The organism is Citrobacter portucalensis (assembly GCF_002042885.1).
Taxonomy (GTDB): domain Bacteria; phylum Pseudomonadota; class Gammaproteobacteria; order Enterobacterales; family Enterobacteriaceae; genus Citrobacter; species Citrobacter portucalensis.
In genome coordinates, this window is the sequence record NZ_MVFY01000001.1 from 480525 (window position 1) to 495795 (window position 15271).

The window sequence follows — 15271 nt, forward strand, 5'->3', positions numbered from 1 at the left end:
GAATAATCCAGATGAATGCTACACAAGCAGTACCAGCCAGACAGCCCACAGAATAGCTGCCAGGCAGAGCGTATGCCGACACTGTTGCAATGCGCCGGACTGGCGCTCGGCCAACGTTAGCGTTTTCAGTCGCTCACGACGCCAGATAAAGCACAGCGCATCGCCTGCCTGCACATTGTTATGTGCAGTGATTAGCGAAAAATAGCGCTCATCGAGCCATAATCGCCAGCAGCCAAACCAGACAATGGCGCACAGCAGCGCGATAATGGCACGCAGGACGCCTGGCGGTGCGACAAAGAGCACCCACACCATCGGCGGGAGGGAAAAAAGCAGGATGAAGCGCCAGCTTGCCAGCGTGTTTCGCAACAAGTCATGCCGAAGCGCCTCACCATCTGTTACGTTGTCACTTTCCGTTGCCATTGTTGCAGCATCTCCAGATGTTTATCAGTCAGCACCACCTGTGGGCGGCACGCACGGATCTGTGCCACGGCCTGCTCTACCGTGGTTGCATGGCCATGGCGCAACAGCCACGCCGCAATCACCATCGCACTACGCGATAGTCCTAAAGCACAGTGCACCAACACCGTGCCCTGTGTCTCACGCAGGGTCTCCAGACTGCTCACCGCCTGCTGAAGTTCAGTTTCATTCGGGATCACTAAATCCAGCATTGGTACGCAGTGATACGTTCGCAAGGCCGTCGCCCGTCCACGAGGAAACTCAAAGGTCACGTCAAGTACCGCATGTTGTGCTGGCTCCTGGCGCGGAAAACTACCGAGATACACGCCAGGTGCCACCGAACTTACCGCAGGCAAACGGCGGGTAAACCAACGCATCGACAGCCACATTCCTGCTCGCCACGGCAATGACAGCCAGTAAACAGCGGGAGGGAGTCGGCCATGCGAATCTTTCGCCGTCGTTGCTGCACCGAATCCAGCATAGCCGCACCCGGCGATCAACAACGCCAGCGCAGGCCATAACAACCATGGCGTCAGCAACACTGCAGAAATGAAGCATACTGCCGCCCCTGTCAGGTATCGCTGCATCAACCTCATGCGCGCTGCATCCGGTTTACACCAGCGCCAGCGGCGTTGTTCCGGAACCATCCAGTCAATCAGCATTCCTGCTGCCAGTCCGGTAATAATATCGATAAAATGGTGTTGCCAGGTGGTAAGAACAGAGATAGCAATCAGCAAAAACCAGCTATCAAAGAGCCTGCGCCAACCGCCTGACAGATAGCGACTGAAATGCCGCCACAGCAGCCAGCAGAGAATAATATGCAGTGATGGCGACTGGTTATAAGGCAGATCGAACTGCTCCAGTTGCGCAAACAGCCAACCCGCCGCCCCCGTCACCTCGGGACGCGTAAAACTAAACTGCAACGGAAACAGTAAAAAACCACCGCAGGCAATCACCGATGCCAGTACCAGCCGGAGCACCAGTCGACGCTGTTCGAAACGCGTGGTGCAAACAAACAGAGATAATCCGTAAAACAGATCCAGGCTCCAATAAGGAAGAATGGTCCACGGAATAAAAGGAATGGCCGACTCCCAGTCAAAAACGATACTTCCTACGTTCTGATATTGCGCATCTTGCCAGGCGGTAAACTGATTTACCTTGCCATACGTAAGGAAAAAAAACGGTGCCAGCAGCAGTAACCAACCTGCTGCCTGCGCCATGACTTTACGCTGCTCAGGAGGCACGACGCACCGCCATAGAAACGGTGAAGATACCCCATTCATCAATCAGCTGTGTACACTTCTCAAAGCCCGCGTCACGAACCAGCGCATCCATTTCTCCCTGCGTACGCACGCGCATCACCCACGCTTTACCATCTTTATGGCTGGTCAGCGACCAGGCGATCGTTTTTAGCTGTGGATGCCAGGGTTGCCCGGTATAGATCAACACGCCCCCCGGCGCTATCGCCTCTGCCAACCCGGACAAAGAGTTTTTGACCAGCGTGTTGTCAGGAAAGAGTTCGTACAAACCGGAGACAATCCCTAATGTGGGACAAGGTTCCAGCGCTGCCAATTGTTCGCGGTTGAAGGCATCCCCTTGTTCAAAGTGCGCAATGTCAGTCATGCCTCTGCTGGCGATCATTTCGCGACCTTTATTCACGTTCAGCTCACTGTAATCGCGCAATAAAATTGAACTTACCGCCGGTTCGCCTTCCAGCGCATCGAGTACATAGCGTCCATGTCCGGCAGCAATATCCACCACATGCACCGGCGTGCCCTGCTCCGCCAACTGAGCGACTGCCTGGCTAATCAGCATCTGCAAATGAACCTTACGCTGGCGGATCCCCTGCCAGCCGACATTGTTCAGGTAGTTCTTGTCAATCAAACGCCCCAGCGCACTGCTACCCTGAGGCTTGTTGCGATAGACATAATCCAGCGTACTGCCGGAATCAAAACCGGTGTCAAACCCCAGACGTACGCCCGTAGATTGCGTCCCCAGAAGCTTCATGCCATAGCGCAAACCGCGGTACGCAAGATCTTCAAGAGAATACGGCGCAGGTCCGCCATTGAGCATCCGCCAGGTATCCGCTCCAGGGCTCCAGCGGTCTTCGTTACCGTAATCAAAGCGCTGCACCGGCGAAGCATAGAGCGTCGTAATAAAATCGCGCATTTTATCGAATGCCATGTGCCGATCCTTTTCGCCCAGCGTGTCGTGGTAAAAACCCGGCAGCACATGCAATTCTTTCAGGGGATTCCTCAGGCGCTGATAAAAATCAATCTGCGGCTGGCGATGCACAACAAAATCCTCCCCGGACACCAGCAACTGCACAGGTAACGTAATAGCAGCGGCATCGCTGACAATTCGCTCTGCCGTTTTGTAGAGATCCAACAGGATGTTCACCGCAATGGCCCGGGTGATCTGAGTATCAAGGTTAAAGCTGGCCACGCGATCAACATCGTGCGTCAGGTATTTGCCTTTAACATAAGAATTAACGAAAAACAGGCCACGCAGCCGGTGCAGTAACGTTAGCCCCTGGCGGGCAAACGGCACATACAATTTCACTTTGAAAGCCGGTGACGCCAGCACCAGTCCACGAATATCAGGCGCATAGTCATGTGCCCAGGTTGCAGCCAGTACCGCACCTACACTTTGGGCTACGACGACCACATCTTCCATTGCGGCCTGGCTGTCTGCTGCGGCGAAACGTACGAATTCTTCAACATCCTGCACCGAGCGCGCCAGCGAGGGGCTATAACCACGCTGACCCGGCGAGTACCCGTGGCCACGTGCATCCCAGGCATAAAATACGGTGTCCGGCATCGCCAGTTCGTCCACAATATGCTGCAGCCGCCCGGAATGTTCGTGTCCACGATGGAACAGAACAATCACTTTGGGTGTCATGCCTGGCGCAGGCGCAGGCCAGTGACGATAAAACAGCACGGTGTTATCGCTGGTCAAAAAATGTCGCTCGTCTGGCACGCGTATATTATTCATGTGGCTGCATTCCTGTGGTTTGTTGCTGTAGCAGCAACAGCTGCTGCCTGAGTTCGTCCATGAAGCGGTGTTTATCATCATGAAAACGCAATGCTCTGCCAATATTGACGTCAATAAACAACGGCAGCGGTATACGATTCCCTTTAGCCATTACGTGTTCCGTCCCACGTAGCCAGACGGGAATAATCGGCACATCCGGCACTCGCTGGCTCAGATGCCATAACCCGGATTTCAGCGGTGACAGTTTTCCCGGCTCACCGCGCGTCCCTTCCGGGAAGAGGATCAGGATCTTGCCGTCGCGTAATGCCTGTTCACACTGCCCCAGCGGATTGGTTTCTCCGCCCTTACGCGAAATGGGAATAATGTTGAGAATATTCAGCGCAAACCAGGCCATCGCCTTATTACGCAGGAAATAATCAGCAGCAGCCACCGGATGAATGGACGCCTGGCGGCGCAGCGGAAAGAGCGAAAGGAGTGCAAACACGTCCATATGGCTGTTGTGATTGGCGACAATAATCGCCGGGCCGCGAATGGGCAGACGATCCCGATGCCTGATACGCAGCCCAAGCCACAGCCATATCACTGGCCAGACAATGCAAAGCGTAAACAGCGTTCGCAAAATTGAGCTCATCATAAGTTAGTAGCAAAAGTAGCGGATGAAGTGGAAAAAAACGGGGGCGGTGAAGATCAGAGAATCCAGTCGATCAAGAATACCGCCGTGGCCTGGCAACAGTGTTCCGCTGTCCTTCACGCCGATATCACGTTTTATTGCCGACATCACCACATCGCCACAAAAACCGCTGAGACCGATAATAAAACCCGCCAGCAGCGACAACGGTAAGTTTAATGGCGTCATCACAGGCCCAAGCAGTGCCGCCATCAGCGTAGTCGTTGCCACGCCGCCGATCAATCCCGCCAGCGTCTTGTTAGGGCTGACCTTAGGCATAACCTTCATACGCCCAATCGATTTTCCCCACAGGTACTGCGCAATATCGTTGAACTCCGTTAAACCTACCAGGAAGAGCACCAGCAATGCGCCGGTTTGTTTGCCATCATCAGGCAGTACCAGCAAAAACGCGACATGGCTGAACGCAAATACGGTGGTCATCAGGCTCCAGTGATGCTGCGAGGCAAAACGTAAGAAGCCCTGCGTATCACCCGCAATCACCATACGAACAGGTAAGAATAAGAATGCATAGACCGGGATAAAAACGACAAACATGCCGTACCAGTTGATGCCAATCAACCAGTAGTTAATCGGAATAGCAACGAACATCCACAGCAGCGGCATGCGGTCGGTTTGACGCGACGGAGCCAGCGTCAAAAACTCCTTTAGCGCCATGAAACTCACCAGCGCAAAAAAGGTTAACGCCAGCCAGCGCGGACTTAAAATAGCCAGAGAAAACAATAAGATGATTACCCACCAGGTGCGAATGCGTAATGTCAGTTCCCGCCAGTCTTTGCCCGGTCGTCGCCACACCAGTAATCCATTCACCACCGTTGCAACCAACAGCAGCGCAAAAATGACCGCGAGTGACCTCTCTAACAGCATCATTTCACGGCCTCTTCACGCAATGCACTTTTACAGCGATTAATCACCGTCCATAACAGTAAGAGCGTAGCAATACCCCAGAGCACATTGTTCCACTGCGCAACCTGCGGCCACAGCGCCAGCGCCAGACCCCACGCGCCAAATACCAACGCTCTGTCGCTTTTACCCAGCGGTCCGGCATAGCTGCGGACGCCATTAATCGTTTGTGCCAGGACGCCGCAAAACTCCGTCATCACCGCACAGAACAGCATCACCAAAACCAGTAATACGTTACTGTCGGGGAGCAGCATAAACGGCAAGTAAAGCGCAATGTCGGAAAGAATGTCTCCGCTTTCATTAAGAATGGCCCCAAGTCGCGATTGTTGGTTGCATTCCCGCGCCAACATGCCGTCCAGTGCATTGAGCGCCATCCGTATAAACAACACGATGGGCAGGAGAAGAAAAAATTCAGGTTGGGGGAAAATAACCAGCACTGCACCGGTCACAAAAGAAAGCGCCATCGCGGCAAGAGTAACGTGATTCGCTGTGACGCCTTTTTTATGTAGCCAGAACATGAGAGGCCGCAAAAGCGCCTGAAAGGCGGGCTTTATCTGATAAAGCGTCATCATCACTCCTTGATAATTTGTTGATTTAAATATAGTGGATTAATTAATCGTTGCCGCCTATTACTTTTTATGGGAGTAACTAAATAAATCGAGCATATAAAAATACTCTATTGTTTTCTCAACCACTTACCATTTATACCCTGCACATACTCTCCCGGTTTAGCGCGAGCAACCAGCTTTTGCCCGGCCATTTTTGCCACTTCATCTGGCGGAATATTATTGCTCTCTGCCAGTTGCTGATAGCTGGCGTTGCGCGCTTTATTAATCTCACTCACCAGCGCCTGCGTTTCGGCATCGGTTTGCAATGCGACCAGATAGCCATTGAGCGTTTCCCCTACTCGCCCCTGAGTTCTGGCTTCATTCAGGGTCAATGCCCACGTATTGCTGCTGAGTAAACTTAGGACGACCAGCGCCACTGCAAACTGTTTTCTCATCATGACCTCAGAACAAATCGCTGCGCGATTTCAATAAACTTTCGACGTCTTTATCAACTTTGATATGGATCTCATGCTCGATTTTGACGTTCATATTAATGGTGATGGGCTCTTTTGGCGCAGCCACTTCGATTCTGGGAGTACACCCTACCAGCAGAGATGAAGTCAGCAGACCCAGCATGGCAGCTATCGTTTTCATTGTTGTTCCTCACATTCCTTGCCTTTCGGGCAATGGGTTTCCGGCAGCGCTGCATTTTGTTCAAGCCATGCCTGTAAATTGTCGCCAAAACGCAAACTGCGCCATAGCGTAAAGACGTTTTCCTCGTGGGTATAATTCAAATTAACCGTACCTACTTTGCCATCTACCCGACTATTGCCAGTCACGGTTGACTGCATGGTTAAGACACCGAGGTTATCCAGATTTATTTTCGTCCACGAATGGCTTATTTCCATATAACGCAGCCAGTTAATGGCCGCCCCCGCCGCCATGTTATCTTTGACGACCGCATCCGCTGTGTCCTTATCAATACGCAACGTCATCGGCCCTGGATTAGTCAACCAGCCGTCTTTAATGATCCATTTTTCGTTATCCAGCCATAATGGCAACGCACCACTGACCGGGCCAGACATGGCGAACTGTTTGGGGTTAACCGCACTGATAAGCTCGCTGGAAGAGATATTCTGCACCCGCAATAAGGCCGGGTCGTGCTGCGGCATCCGCAGTTGCTGCATGATGATTTTGCCACCCAGCAGGTCGGCACTGACATCGCTCAACAGTAACGGGTTGTTTTCACTCCAGGGGTACGCCCCCTGCAGATCGGCGGTGATATTCTTCACCGTCACCTGATTCACCACTTCCGCAATACGCAGTGAAATAGGTCCACGCGTACCCAGTTGCCATGCGCCTTCACTAAACCGGAAAGGCAATACAAAATCGACACCGTTGATTTGGTTATCGGCCATCCAGGCGCTACCGCCTTTTAACACCCCATGACCGCCTGCTTCAAAGCCCTGCTCCGGGGCTGCCGAAAATGCGACCTGCGCATACAGATCACCTTCACGTAGCTTCATTTTCCAGTCAGGTGGAACCAGAGGTTGGAATACGGTGAGCGATTGTTTTGGCCACCATGCCTGTCCGCGCAGACGGATACCGTCCCAACGACCATTCAGCTGTACGGGCCCAATCGCCCCCGCGTGAAGCTGGCCTTTGAACTGGAAAATTGTCGGATCGCTACCTTCCACGCTGAACTTCAGCGTCGATGGTGGTAACACGCTTCCCCCGGTGAAGGTGGTGTTCCCTGCGTCCAGCGACAGCGCGCCGCTAAATGTCGGTTTGGTTGCATCCCGCACCCAAACTATCGGTTCGTCAATCACCAGACGCGGATTTTCCACCTTCATCGTGCCGTATTGCAGATGATCAAATCCGGTAGAAAGATCAAATAGCTTCAGGGTGTTGTCATGCCATTCTCCCTTACCCGCTACGTCCCAACGGGCATGCATCGGCGTAAAGCTGCCTTCCCCCCAATATCGCCACTGCCAACGACCGGCATCAGGAAGAAAATCATTTGCCAGGCCATCCAGATGCAGTTCAAAGCCCCCCATCTGGTTTTCATGCGCACGTAAAATAGCCTGCAGACGCCCATCCACACCACGTTGCGTGACTTTTACGCCTGCCAGCGGCCAGCGAATCTCGTCAATATCCAGCGAATCAATCAACCGTCCACGTGAGCGCAGCAGCGCCCCTGGCTCGAAAGCCAATTGCGGATCGTTCAGACTTCCAGTGAGTCTGGCGGGTAATTTCGCGTAGAAGATCAGATCGCCCTGTTTCGCTTCACCGGTCAACTGTAGCGGCATATCGCTACTATCCATGCCAAGCTTACCTGGCCCCAGCGTTAATACGGCGTTTCCTTTACCGGCATCGCCATGCGTCAGAACGTTCAGACGCCCGCTCACCACCGCGTTTTCCAGTCCGGCCTGCCAGTTTTCAACTTTCATGCCCAGCCGGCCACTTAACGGGAATCCCTGATAAGGCCAGTTCCAGCGTCCGTCGCTGATGGTCAGTTGCTGGCGTGTTATTTCCCACGGAAGGTCAAGCAGCGGATCGGCATTATCACGCGCCATGACAATCAGTTGTCCGCTGTTTTCTTGCCACTCCAGTTCGGCGTCCACAAGCGTAGGCTCTTGCGGCAGACTTAACGTCGCAACCGCATGACCGCTTACCGGTAGCCCATCGGGAACCAGTGGCATAGTAAATTCACCGACCAGTTTTACCGGCGGCTGGCCTTCAAATGCCGCAACATCCAGCTCAGTTACCGTGAGGTTTTGCCCGTGCAAACGCCCCTGGAATTTAACTTTTTCACCCTGGTAACGCAGCTGTTGAGTGGTGGGAGTGAGCGAGAGTGACAGTTTTCCCTGCCATTCCTGCCATGGAGAAAGAATAAGTTTGTCGATGTTAATCCAGGTATTGGGCAGCATTGACTGCCATTCAGCCAGCGTTTTAGGCGCTGCCGGCGATGGCTCTGCCTGCGGCAATTTGGCCAGGCAAGCTGAATCCAACTCAATGGTCCCGACATTCAGCGACCAGCGGCTGGGGTGAGACAGATCCGCCTGAGTGATGCGTGCTAGCGGGCAATCTTCAACCAGATAGCGGAGTTCAGGTATATGCAACCCATGCCGTGTCAGCCGCGGGCTCTCATCCAGCGCGATGCGTGTTCCAACGGGTAACCAGATACCCACCAACGTAGGCACCCACAGGCCAAGCGTCATCACTAGCGTCAGCGGCACGAGAATCAATAATAAGAGGAGTGCCAGAACGGCTTTATATTTACCCTTCATGGGTAGTTAATATCCTGATTTAGCAAAAATTTAAGCCGGTTTAGGCCTGTATTGTGGCATGTTTAACTGGATATGCCCACATTAAGGATAGATAACCGATTTCTAGGCACGCTGTTACACGTGCCGTCTGGGATATTAAGATTCAGACTCAATGAGGCCTAAGTTGTCCATCGCTATGTTTAGGTCCGATACGACCTGCTTCTATCAGAATTTCCTCAATGAGTTCTTCGAGGCACTCCCTACCATGATGATCGCAGACCAGATGTACCTGCCGGGAAATCTCATCAGGTTTCATACCATCGCATAATGCCGCCTTGAGCATTAGGGTGGCCCATCGTTTTGCTTCAGAGTGAGTCAGCATAACCCCTCCCGATAATTGCTACCTGTATAAGCGTAGCTGTCCGGATGTGATTCGGCTGGCTTTTTACCTGCCGCGATATTCAGGTGTTGAGTTGGATAGAAAAATATCCAGTTGTTGAAATTGTGTAACCTGCCCACACTAACAACAGATGCGCTGACATTATTCATTACGCCTATGACTATCAATAACTTTTTAGATTTTGTAAAATAATTTGAATTGGATTAATGTGACGTCAAAATCACTGGAGAAAGTCTTATGAAACTCGCCATCTATAGTACAAAACAGTACGACAAGAAGTATCTGCAGCAGGTTAACGAGGCTTTTGGTTTTGAACTTGAATTCTTTGACTTTCTGTTGACGGAAAAAACAGCGAAAACCGCCCATGGCTGTGAAGCTGTGTGCATTTTCGTCAACGACGATGGCAGCCGCCCCGTTCTGGAAGAACTGAAAAAGCATGGCGTGAAATACATTGCGCTGCGTTGTGCCGGGTTCAATAACGTCGATCTCGACGCAGCAAAAGAGCTGGGTCTGCAGGTGGTGCGTGTTCCAGCTTATTCACCAGAGGCCGTCGCTGAGCATGCGATTGGCATGATGATGACGCTGAATCGCCGAATTCACCGCGCCTACCAGCGTACCCGTGATGCCAATTTCTCTCTTGAGGGGCTGACCGGTTTTACTATGTATGGCAAAACCGCTGGGGTGATCGGTACCGGTAAAATCGGTATTGCTGCGCTGCGGATCCTGAAAGGTTTTGGTATGCGTCTGCTGGCGTTCGATCCTTACCCGAGCGCTGCTGCGCTGGAGCTAGGCGTTGAATATGTCGATCTTAAAACGCTGTTTGCCGAGTCAGATGTCATCTCTCTGCACTGCCCGTTAACACCGGAGAATTATCATCTGCTCAATCACGAAGCCTTTGAACAGATGAAAAACGGCGTGATGGTCATTAACACCAGTCGTGGTGCATTGATCGACTCACAAGCCGCTATCGATGCTCTGAAAAACCAGAAAATTGGTTCTCTGGGTATGGACGTGTACGAGAACGAACGCGATCTGTTCTTTGAAGATAAATCCAATGACGTCATTCAGGATGATGTATTCCGTCGTCTCTCAGCCTGCCATAACGTGCTGTTTACCGGTCATCAGGCATTCCTGACCGCCGAAGCGTTAATCAGCATTTCTGAGACCACGCTGCAGAATCTGGCCCAAATCTCCAAAGGCGAGACCTGTCCAAACGCCCTCTTCTAATTCCTGTGCTCCCCTGGCGTCAGGGGAGCATTTTCAGACAATCACCGATGATAAATCATTCAGTATCATTATTATATTGAATGTATTCCCGTCACAAACGTAGAGAAATTTAATGAAGAAAGTTGTCACGTTGATTGCGCTCAGCATGCTGATTGCTGGCTGTGTGAGCAATGGAAAAGTTTCCGTCAATCGCGAACAGTTGCAGCATCATCGCTTCGTTTTGCAAAGCGTGAATGGTAAAGCCGTCACCGCCACCAACAACCCACCTGAGTTAAGTTTTGGCGAAAACATGACGGTATCAGGAAAGATGTGTAATCAATTCCACGGCCAGGGCAAGCTGTCCGACGGTGAGTTGAAGGTAAAAGATATGGCGATGACGCGTATGATGTGCGCCGATCCACAGCTTAACGCGCTCGACGGGATCGTCAGCGAAATGTTTAAGCAAGGCGCACAGGTCGATCTGACTGCTGACCAGTTAACGCTGGCGACAGCAGAACAAACGCTGACGTATAAACTCGCGGATTTAATGTAGGAAACGTGGTGGCTTAATAGCTCCCACAACTTCCGGCGGCAAGCGATTGCTCACTACAGCGTTTGCCGTTGGGTAGCGCACACATCCCGATAGCAGAACCATCCAGTTGACGAGCAACAGAGAGCGAACCGCCAATCATGGCGCAATTAGCTTCTCCTGAACTGGACATTGCTGCCTTCATGCCCGGTGCGACATGCGCGGCGGTTGCCTGCTGAACAGGTTCGCTGCTACAAGCCGATAATAATAACGCGGCACATCCTACCCAAAACGCTGCGCGCATCTTACTCCCCTCTGAATATTAACCAAACGACACAGCCATAAATAATAGGCAGCGGAAACACCGCCGTCGAGAGGCAAAATACGCATTTATGCGTACTGTTTACATTTTCTGGCAATTTTTTGCCTGCTCCTTTGATCAAACCATTCATTCTGTTTATTCCAGGGACACAAAAGCGAAAATCTGTCTTTAGCGCTTTTGCTAAAATAGAAAGATAACTACAGGACTCGCCGCTGTTACGCGTGTCCCTCTTTTTGCGCAATGTAAGGGTGTCAGTATGATCACAATTGACGGTAATGGTGCGGTTGCTTCAGTCGCATTTCGTACCAGCGAGGTTATCGCCATCTACCCGATTACGCCCAGTTCGACGATGGCTGAACAGGCAGATGCCTGGGCCGGGAACGGGCTTAAGAACGTGTGGGGGGATACCCCTCGCGTCGTAGAAATGCAGTCAGAAGGTGGCGCGATCGCAACCGTTCATGGCGCGTTGCAGACCGGTGCGCTCTCTACGTCGTTTACCTCATCGCAGGGCCTGTTGCTGATGATCCCAACGCTGTACAAACTGGCCGGTCAGTTGACCCCGTTTGTACTGCACGTTGCGGCTCGTACAATTGCAACTCACGCATTATCGATCTTTGGCGATCATTCCGACGTGATGGCGGTGCGCCAGACAGGATGTGCGATGCTGTGTGCCAGCAGCGTTCAGGAGGCACAGGACTTTGCGCTGATTTCGCAAATTGCCACCCTGAAAAGCCGGGTTCCGTTTATTCATTTCTTTGATGGTTTCCGTACATCCCATGAAATCAATAAAATTGTGCCACTGGCCGACGACACGATCCTCGGACTGATGCCGCAGACGGAAATCGATGCTCATCGCGCTCGGGCGCTTAATCCTGAGCATCCGGTTATTCGCGGTACGTCTGCGAACCCGGACACCTATTTCCAGTCACGCGAGGCAACAAACCCGTGGTACAACGCGGTTTACGATCATGTAGAACAGGCGATGAACGATTTCGCCGCAGCGACAGGTCGCCAGTACCAGCCATTTGAATATTACGGCCATCCTCAGGCTGAGCGCGTCATTATCTTAATGGGCTCGGCGATTGGAACCTGCGAAGAAGTTGTTGAAGATCTGCTGGCACGTGGCGAGAAAGTTGGCGTTCTGAAAGTACGTCTGTTCCGTCCATTCTCTGCCAGACATTTACTGCGTGCGCTGCCGGAAACCGTACGCAGCATCGCCGTTCTTGATCGCACCAAAGAACCCGGCGCACAGGCAGAACCGTTGTATCTGGACGTAATGACCGCGTTAGCAGAAGCCTTTAACTGTGGCGAGCGAGAAACGCTACCGCGCGTGATTGGCGGACGTTATGGCCTTTCTTCCAAAGAGTTCGGTCCAGACTGCGTGATGGCGGTCTTTAATGAGCTGAGCAGCGCGAAGCCGAAACCTCGCTTTACGGTCGGTATCTATGATGATGTCACCAACTTGTCGCTACCGTTACCGGAAAACACCCTGCCCGGTACGGCTAAGCTCGAAGCGCTGTTTTACGGGCTGGGCAGCGACGGTAGCGTGTCAGCCACCAAAAACAATATCAAAATTATTGGTAACTCGACGCCATGGTATGCGCAAGGTTATTTCGTCTACGACTCGAAAAAAGCAGGCGGTCTGACAGTTTCCCACCTGCGCGTTAGCGAGCAGCCTATTCGATCAGCGTATCTGGTTTCACAAGCCGATTTTGTTGGCTGTCACCAGCTGCAATTTATCGATAAGTATCAGATGGCCGAGCGCCTGAAACCAGGCGGTATCTTCCTGCTTAATACGCCATACAGTGTGGATGAAGTCTGGGGTCGTCTGCCACAGGAAGTTCAGGCGGTACTGAATCAGAAGAAAGCCCGTTTCTACGTGATTAATGCGGCCAAAATCGCCCGCGAATGCGGTCTGGCAGCGCGTATTAACACCGTTATGCAAATGGCCTTCTTCCATTTGACGCAAATCTTACCCGGCGACAGCGCGTTGGCTGAATTGCAGGGGGCGATTGCGAAAAGTTACAGCAGTAAAGGACAGGACCTGGTTGAACGTAACTGGCAGGCTCTGGCCCTGGCGCGCGAATCCGTCGCCGAAGTAGCACTCCAGCCGGTTGATCCGCACAGCGCAAACCGCCCACCGGTGGTTTCTGATGCCGCACCTGATTTCGTGAAAACCGTCACCGCGGCAATGCTCGCCGGTCTGGGTGATGCCCTCCCCGTATCCGCGCTGCCGCCAGACGGTACCTGGCCAATGGGCACCACGCGTTGGGAAAAACGCAATATCGCCGAAGAGATCCCCATCTGGAAGGAAGAACTGTGTACCCAGTGTAACCACTGCGTTGCCGCTTGCCCGCACTCGGCAATCCGCGCCAAAGTGGTTTCACCTGAAGCGATGGAAAACGCCCCTGCTAGTCTGCATTCTTTGGATGTGAAATCACGCGATATGCGCGGTCAGAAGTATGTCCTGCAGGTTGCACCAGAGGATTGCACTGGCTGTAATCTGTGTGTCGAAGTTTGCCCGGCAAAAGATCGCCAAAACCCGGAAATCAAGGCCATCAATATGATGTCGCGCCTTGAGCATGTTGAAGAAGAAAAAGTTAACTATGACTTCTTCCTCAATCTGCCGGAGATCGACCGCAGCAAGCTTGAACGCATTGATATCCGTACCTCGCAGTTAATCACTCCGCTGTTTGAATATTCCGGCGCCTGTTCTGGTTGTGGTGAAACGCCGTATATCAAACTGCTTACGCAGCTGTATGGCGACCGCATGCTGATCGCTAACGCGACCGGCTGTTCATCGATTTATGGCGGTAACCTCCCCTCAACGCCGTATACGACCGATGCCAATGGTCGTGGACCTGCGTGGGCAAACTCTCTGTTCGAAGATAACGCTGAGTTTGGTCTGGGCTTCCGCCTGACGGTGGATCAACACCGTGTGCGCGTCATGCGTTTGCTGGAGCAGTTTGCGGATAATATTCCGGCTGAACTGAATGACGCCCTGCATGCTGAAGCGACGCCAGAAGTACGCCGTGAGCAAGTTGCTGCGCTGCGCCAGCATCTGAAAGATGTCGAAGGTGCACAGCAACTGTTAACCGATGCCGACGCGCTGGTCGAGAAGTCCATCTGGCTGATTGGCGGCGACGGCTGGGCTTACGATATTGGTTTTGGCGGGTTGGATCACGTCCTGAGTCTCACCGAGAACGTCAATATTCTGGTACTGGATACCCAGTGTTACTCCAACACGGGTGGACAAGCGTCGAAAGCCACGCCGCTTGGGGCGGTTACCAAGTTTGGTGAGCATGGCAAGCGCAAGGCTCGCAAAGATCTTGGCGTCAGCATGATGATGTACGGACATGTTTATGTCGCACAGATTTCTCTGGGCGCCCAGTTGAATCAGACGGTCAAAGCTATCCAGGAAGCTGAATCCTACCCCGGCCCGTCGCTGATTATCGCGTATAGCCCATGTGAGGAGCATGGCTATGACCTCGCGCTAAGCCACGATCAGATGCGTCAACTCACTGCTAACGGATTCTGGCCGCTGTACCGCTTTGACCCACGCCGAGCAGACGAAGGTAAGCTGCCGCTGGCGCTCGACTCGCGCCCACCGTCAGATGCGCTGGCCGAAACATTGCTTAACGAGCAGCGTTTCCGCCGCCTGAACGCCCAGCAGCCAGAAGTTGCAGAACAGCTGTGGAAGGATGCGACGGCTGATTTGCAAAAACGCTACGACTTCCTGGCCCAACTGGCAGGCAAAGCGGAAAAGAGCGGTACCGAATAATACGTTTTTCTCAGTATTAGCCCGGAACCAAAAAAAAAGCCCGAACAGTTGTTCGGGCTTGTCAATTTATTCGCTGGCTAATTAATAAGTGACATCAATATACCAACAAAAAATAAAACGTGACAATAAAGGCATATAACACGCGCAGAATAGCCCAACAAAATTCAATTGTATAATT

The 15271-nt window shown here is 52.4% G+C and carries 13 protein-coding genes; 3 read left to right on the forward strand and 10 right to left on the reverse strand.

Going from position 1 to position 15271, the window contains the following annotated elements:
* Positions 1-18: 18 nt before the first annotated feature.
* From BZK40_RS02345 to BZK40_RS02385, 9 genes are all read right to left on the reverse strand, one after another.
* A complete protein-coding gene (locus tag BZK40_RS02345; protein WP_079934086.1) occupies positions 19-420 on the reverse strand; it encodes a hypothetical protein in 402 nt (133 codons plus the stop codon).
* Positions 396-1700, reverse strand: a complete 1305-nt coding sequence (locus BZK40_RS02350; RefSeq protein WP_253193172.1) for a phosphatase PAP2/dual specificity phosphatase family protein — start codon at positions 1698-1700, stop codon at positions 396-398. Before BZK40_RS02350 ends, BZK40_RS02345 begins: the two co-directional genes overlap by 25 nt.
* Positions 1690-3450: a bifunctional alpha/beta hydrolase/class I SAM-dependent methyltransferase gene (locus BZK40_RS02355; protein WP_079934088.1), complete on the reverse strand. Its 1761-nt coding sequence runs from the start codon at positions 3448-3450 to the stop codon at positions 1690-1692. Before BZK40_RS02355 ends, BZK40_RS02350 begins: the two co-directional genes overlap by 11 nt.
* Entirely contained in the window at positions 3443-4084 is a 642-nt protein-coding gene (locus tag BZK40_RS02360; protein ID WP_079934089.1) for a lysophospholipid acyltransferase family protein, read from the reverse strand. The genes BZK40_RS02355 and BZK40_RS02360 overlap by 8 nt, the downstream gene beginning before the upstream one ends.
* A 3-nt stretch (positions 4085-4087) precedes the next feature.
* The gene (locus BZK40_RS02365; RefSeq protein ID WP_079934090.1) at positions 4088-5005 is read right to left on the reverse strand and encodes a phosphatidate cytidylyltransferase; all 918 of its coding nucleotides are present in this window, start codon (positions 5003-5005) and stop codon (positions 4088-4090) included.
* The gene (locus BZK40_RS02370) at positions 5002-5607 is read right to left on the reverse strand and encodes a CDP-alcohol phosphatidyltransferase family protein (RefSeq protein WP_079934091.1); all 606 of its coding nucleotides are present in this window, start codon (positions 5605-5607) and stop codon (positions 5002-5004) included. The genes BZK40_RS02365 and BZK40_RS02370 overlap by 4 nt, the downstream gene beginning before the upstream one ends.
* Positions 5608-5714: 107 nt before the next feature.
* Positions 5715-6041: a YdbL family probable chaperone protein gene (locus BZK40_RS02375; RefSeq protein ID WP_079934092.1), complete on the reverse strand. Its 327-nt coding sequence runs from the start codon at positions 6039-6041 to the stop codon at positions 5715-5717.
* A 7-nt stretch (positions 6042-6048) separates the two neighbouring features.
* A complete protein-coding gene (locus BZK40_RS02380) occupies positions 6049-6240 on the reverse strand; it encodes a YnbE family lipoprotein (RefSeq protein ID WP_008784882.1) in 192 nt (63 codons plus the stop codon).
* Complete coding sequence (locus BZK40_RS02385; RefSeq protein WP_079934093.1) at positions 6237-8876, reverse strand: YdbH family protein; 2640 nt, start codon at positions 8874-8876, stop codon at positions 6237-6239. Before BZK40_RS02385 ends, BZK40_RS02380 begins: the two co-directional genes overlap by 4 nt.
* A gap of 616 nt (positions 8877-9492) precedes the next feature.
* On the opposite strand from BZK40_RS02385, the gene BZK40_RS02395 reads away from it, so the two are divergent.
* Together BZK40_RS02395 and hslJ are read left to right on the forward strand one after the other, a co-directional pair.
* Positions 9493-10482: a 2-hydroxyacid dehydrogenase gene (locus BZK40_RS02395; RefSeq protein ID WP_079934094.1), complete on the forward strand. Its 990-nt coding sequence runs from the start codon at positions 9493-9495 to the stop codon at positions 10480-10482.
* 112 nt (positions 10483-10594) lie between these two features.
* A complete protein-coding gene (gene hslJ / locus BZK40_RS02400) occupies positions 10595-11014 on the forward strand; it encodes a heat shock protein HslJ (RefSeq protein WP_079934095.1) in 420 nt (139 codons plus the stop codon).
* 13 nt (positions 11015-11027) lie between these two features.
* Here the strand turns inward: hslJ and BZK40_RS02405 are convergent, their stop codons facing one another.
* Positions 11028-11294: a putative hemolysin gene (locus BZK40_RS02405; RefSeq protein ID WP_003833199.1), complete on the reverse strand. Its 267-nt coding sequence runs from the start codon at positions 11292-11294 to the stop codon at positions 11028-11030.
* Between the two features lie 274 nt (positions 11295-11568).
* On the opposite strand from BZK40_RS02405, the gene nifJ reads away from it, so the two are divergent.
* Entirely contained in the window at positions 11569-15093 is a 3525-nt protein-coding gene (nifJ, locus tag BZK40_RS02415; RefSeq protein ID WP_079934096.1) for a pyruvate:ferredoxin (flavodoxin) oxidoreductase, read from the forward strand.
* The last annotated feature ends 178 nt before the right edge of the window (positions 15094-15271 follow it).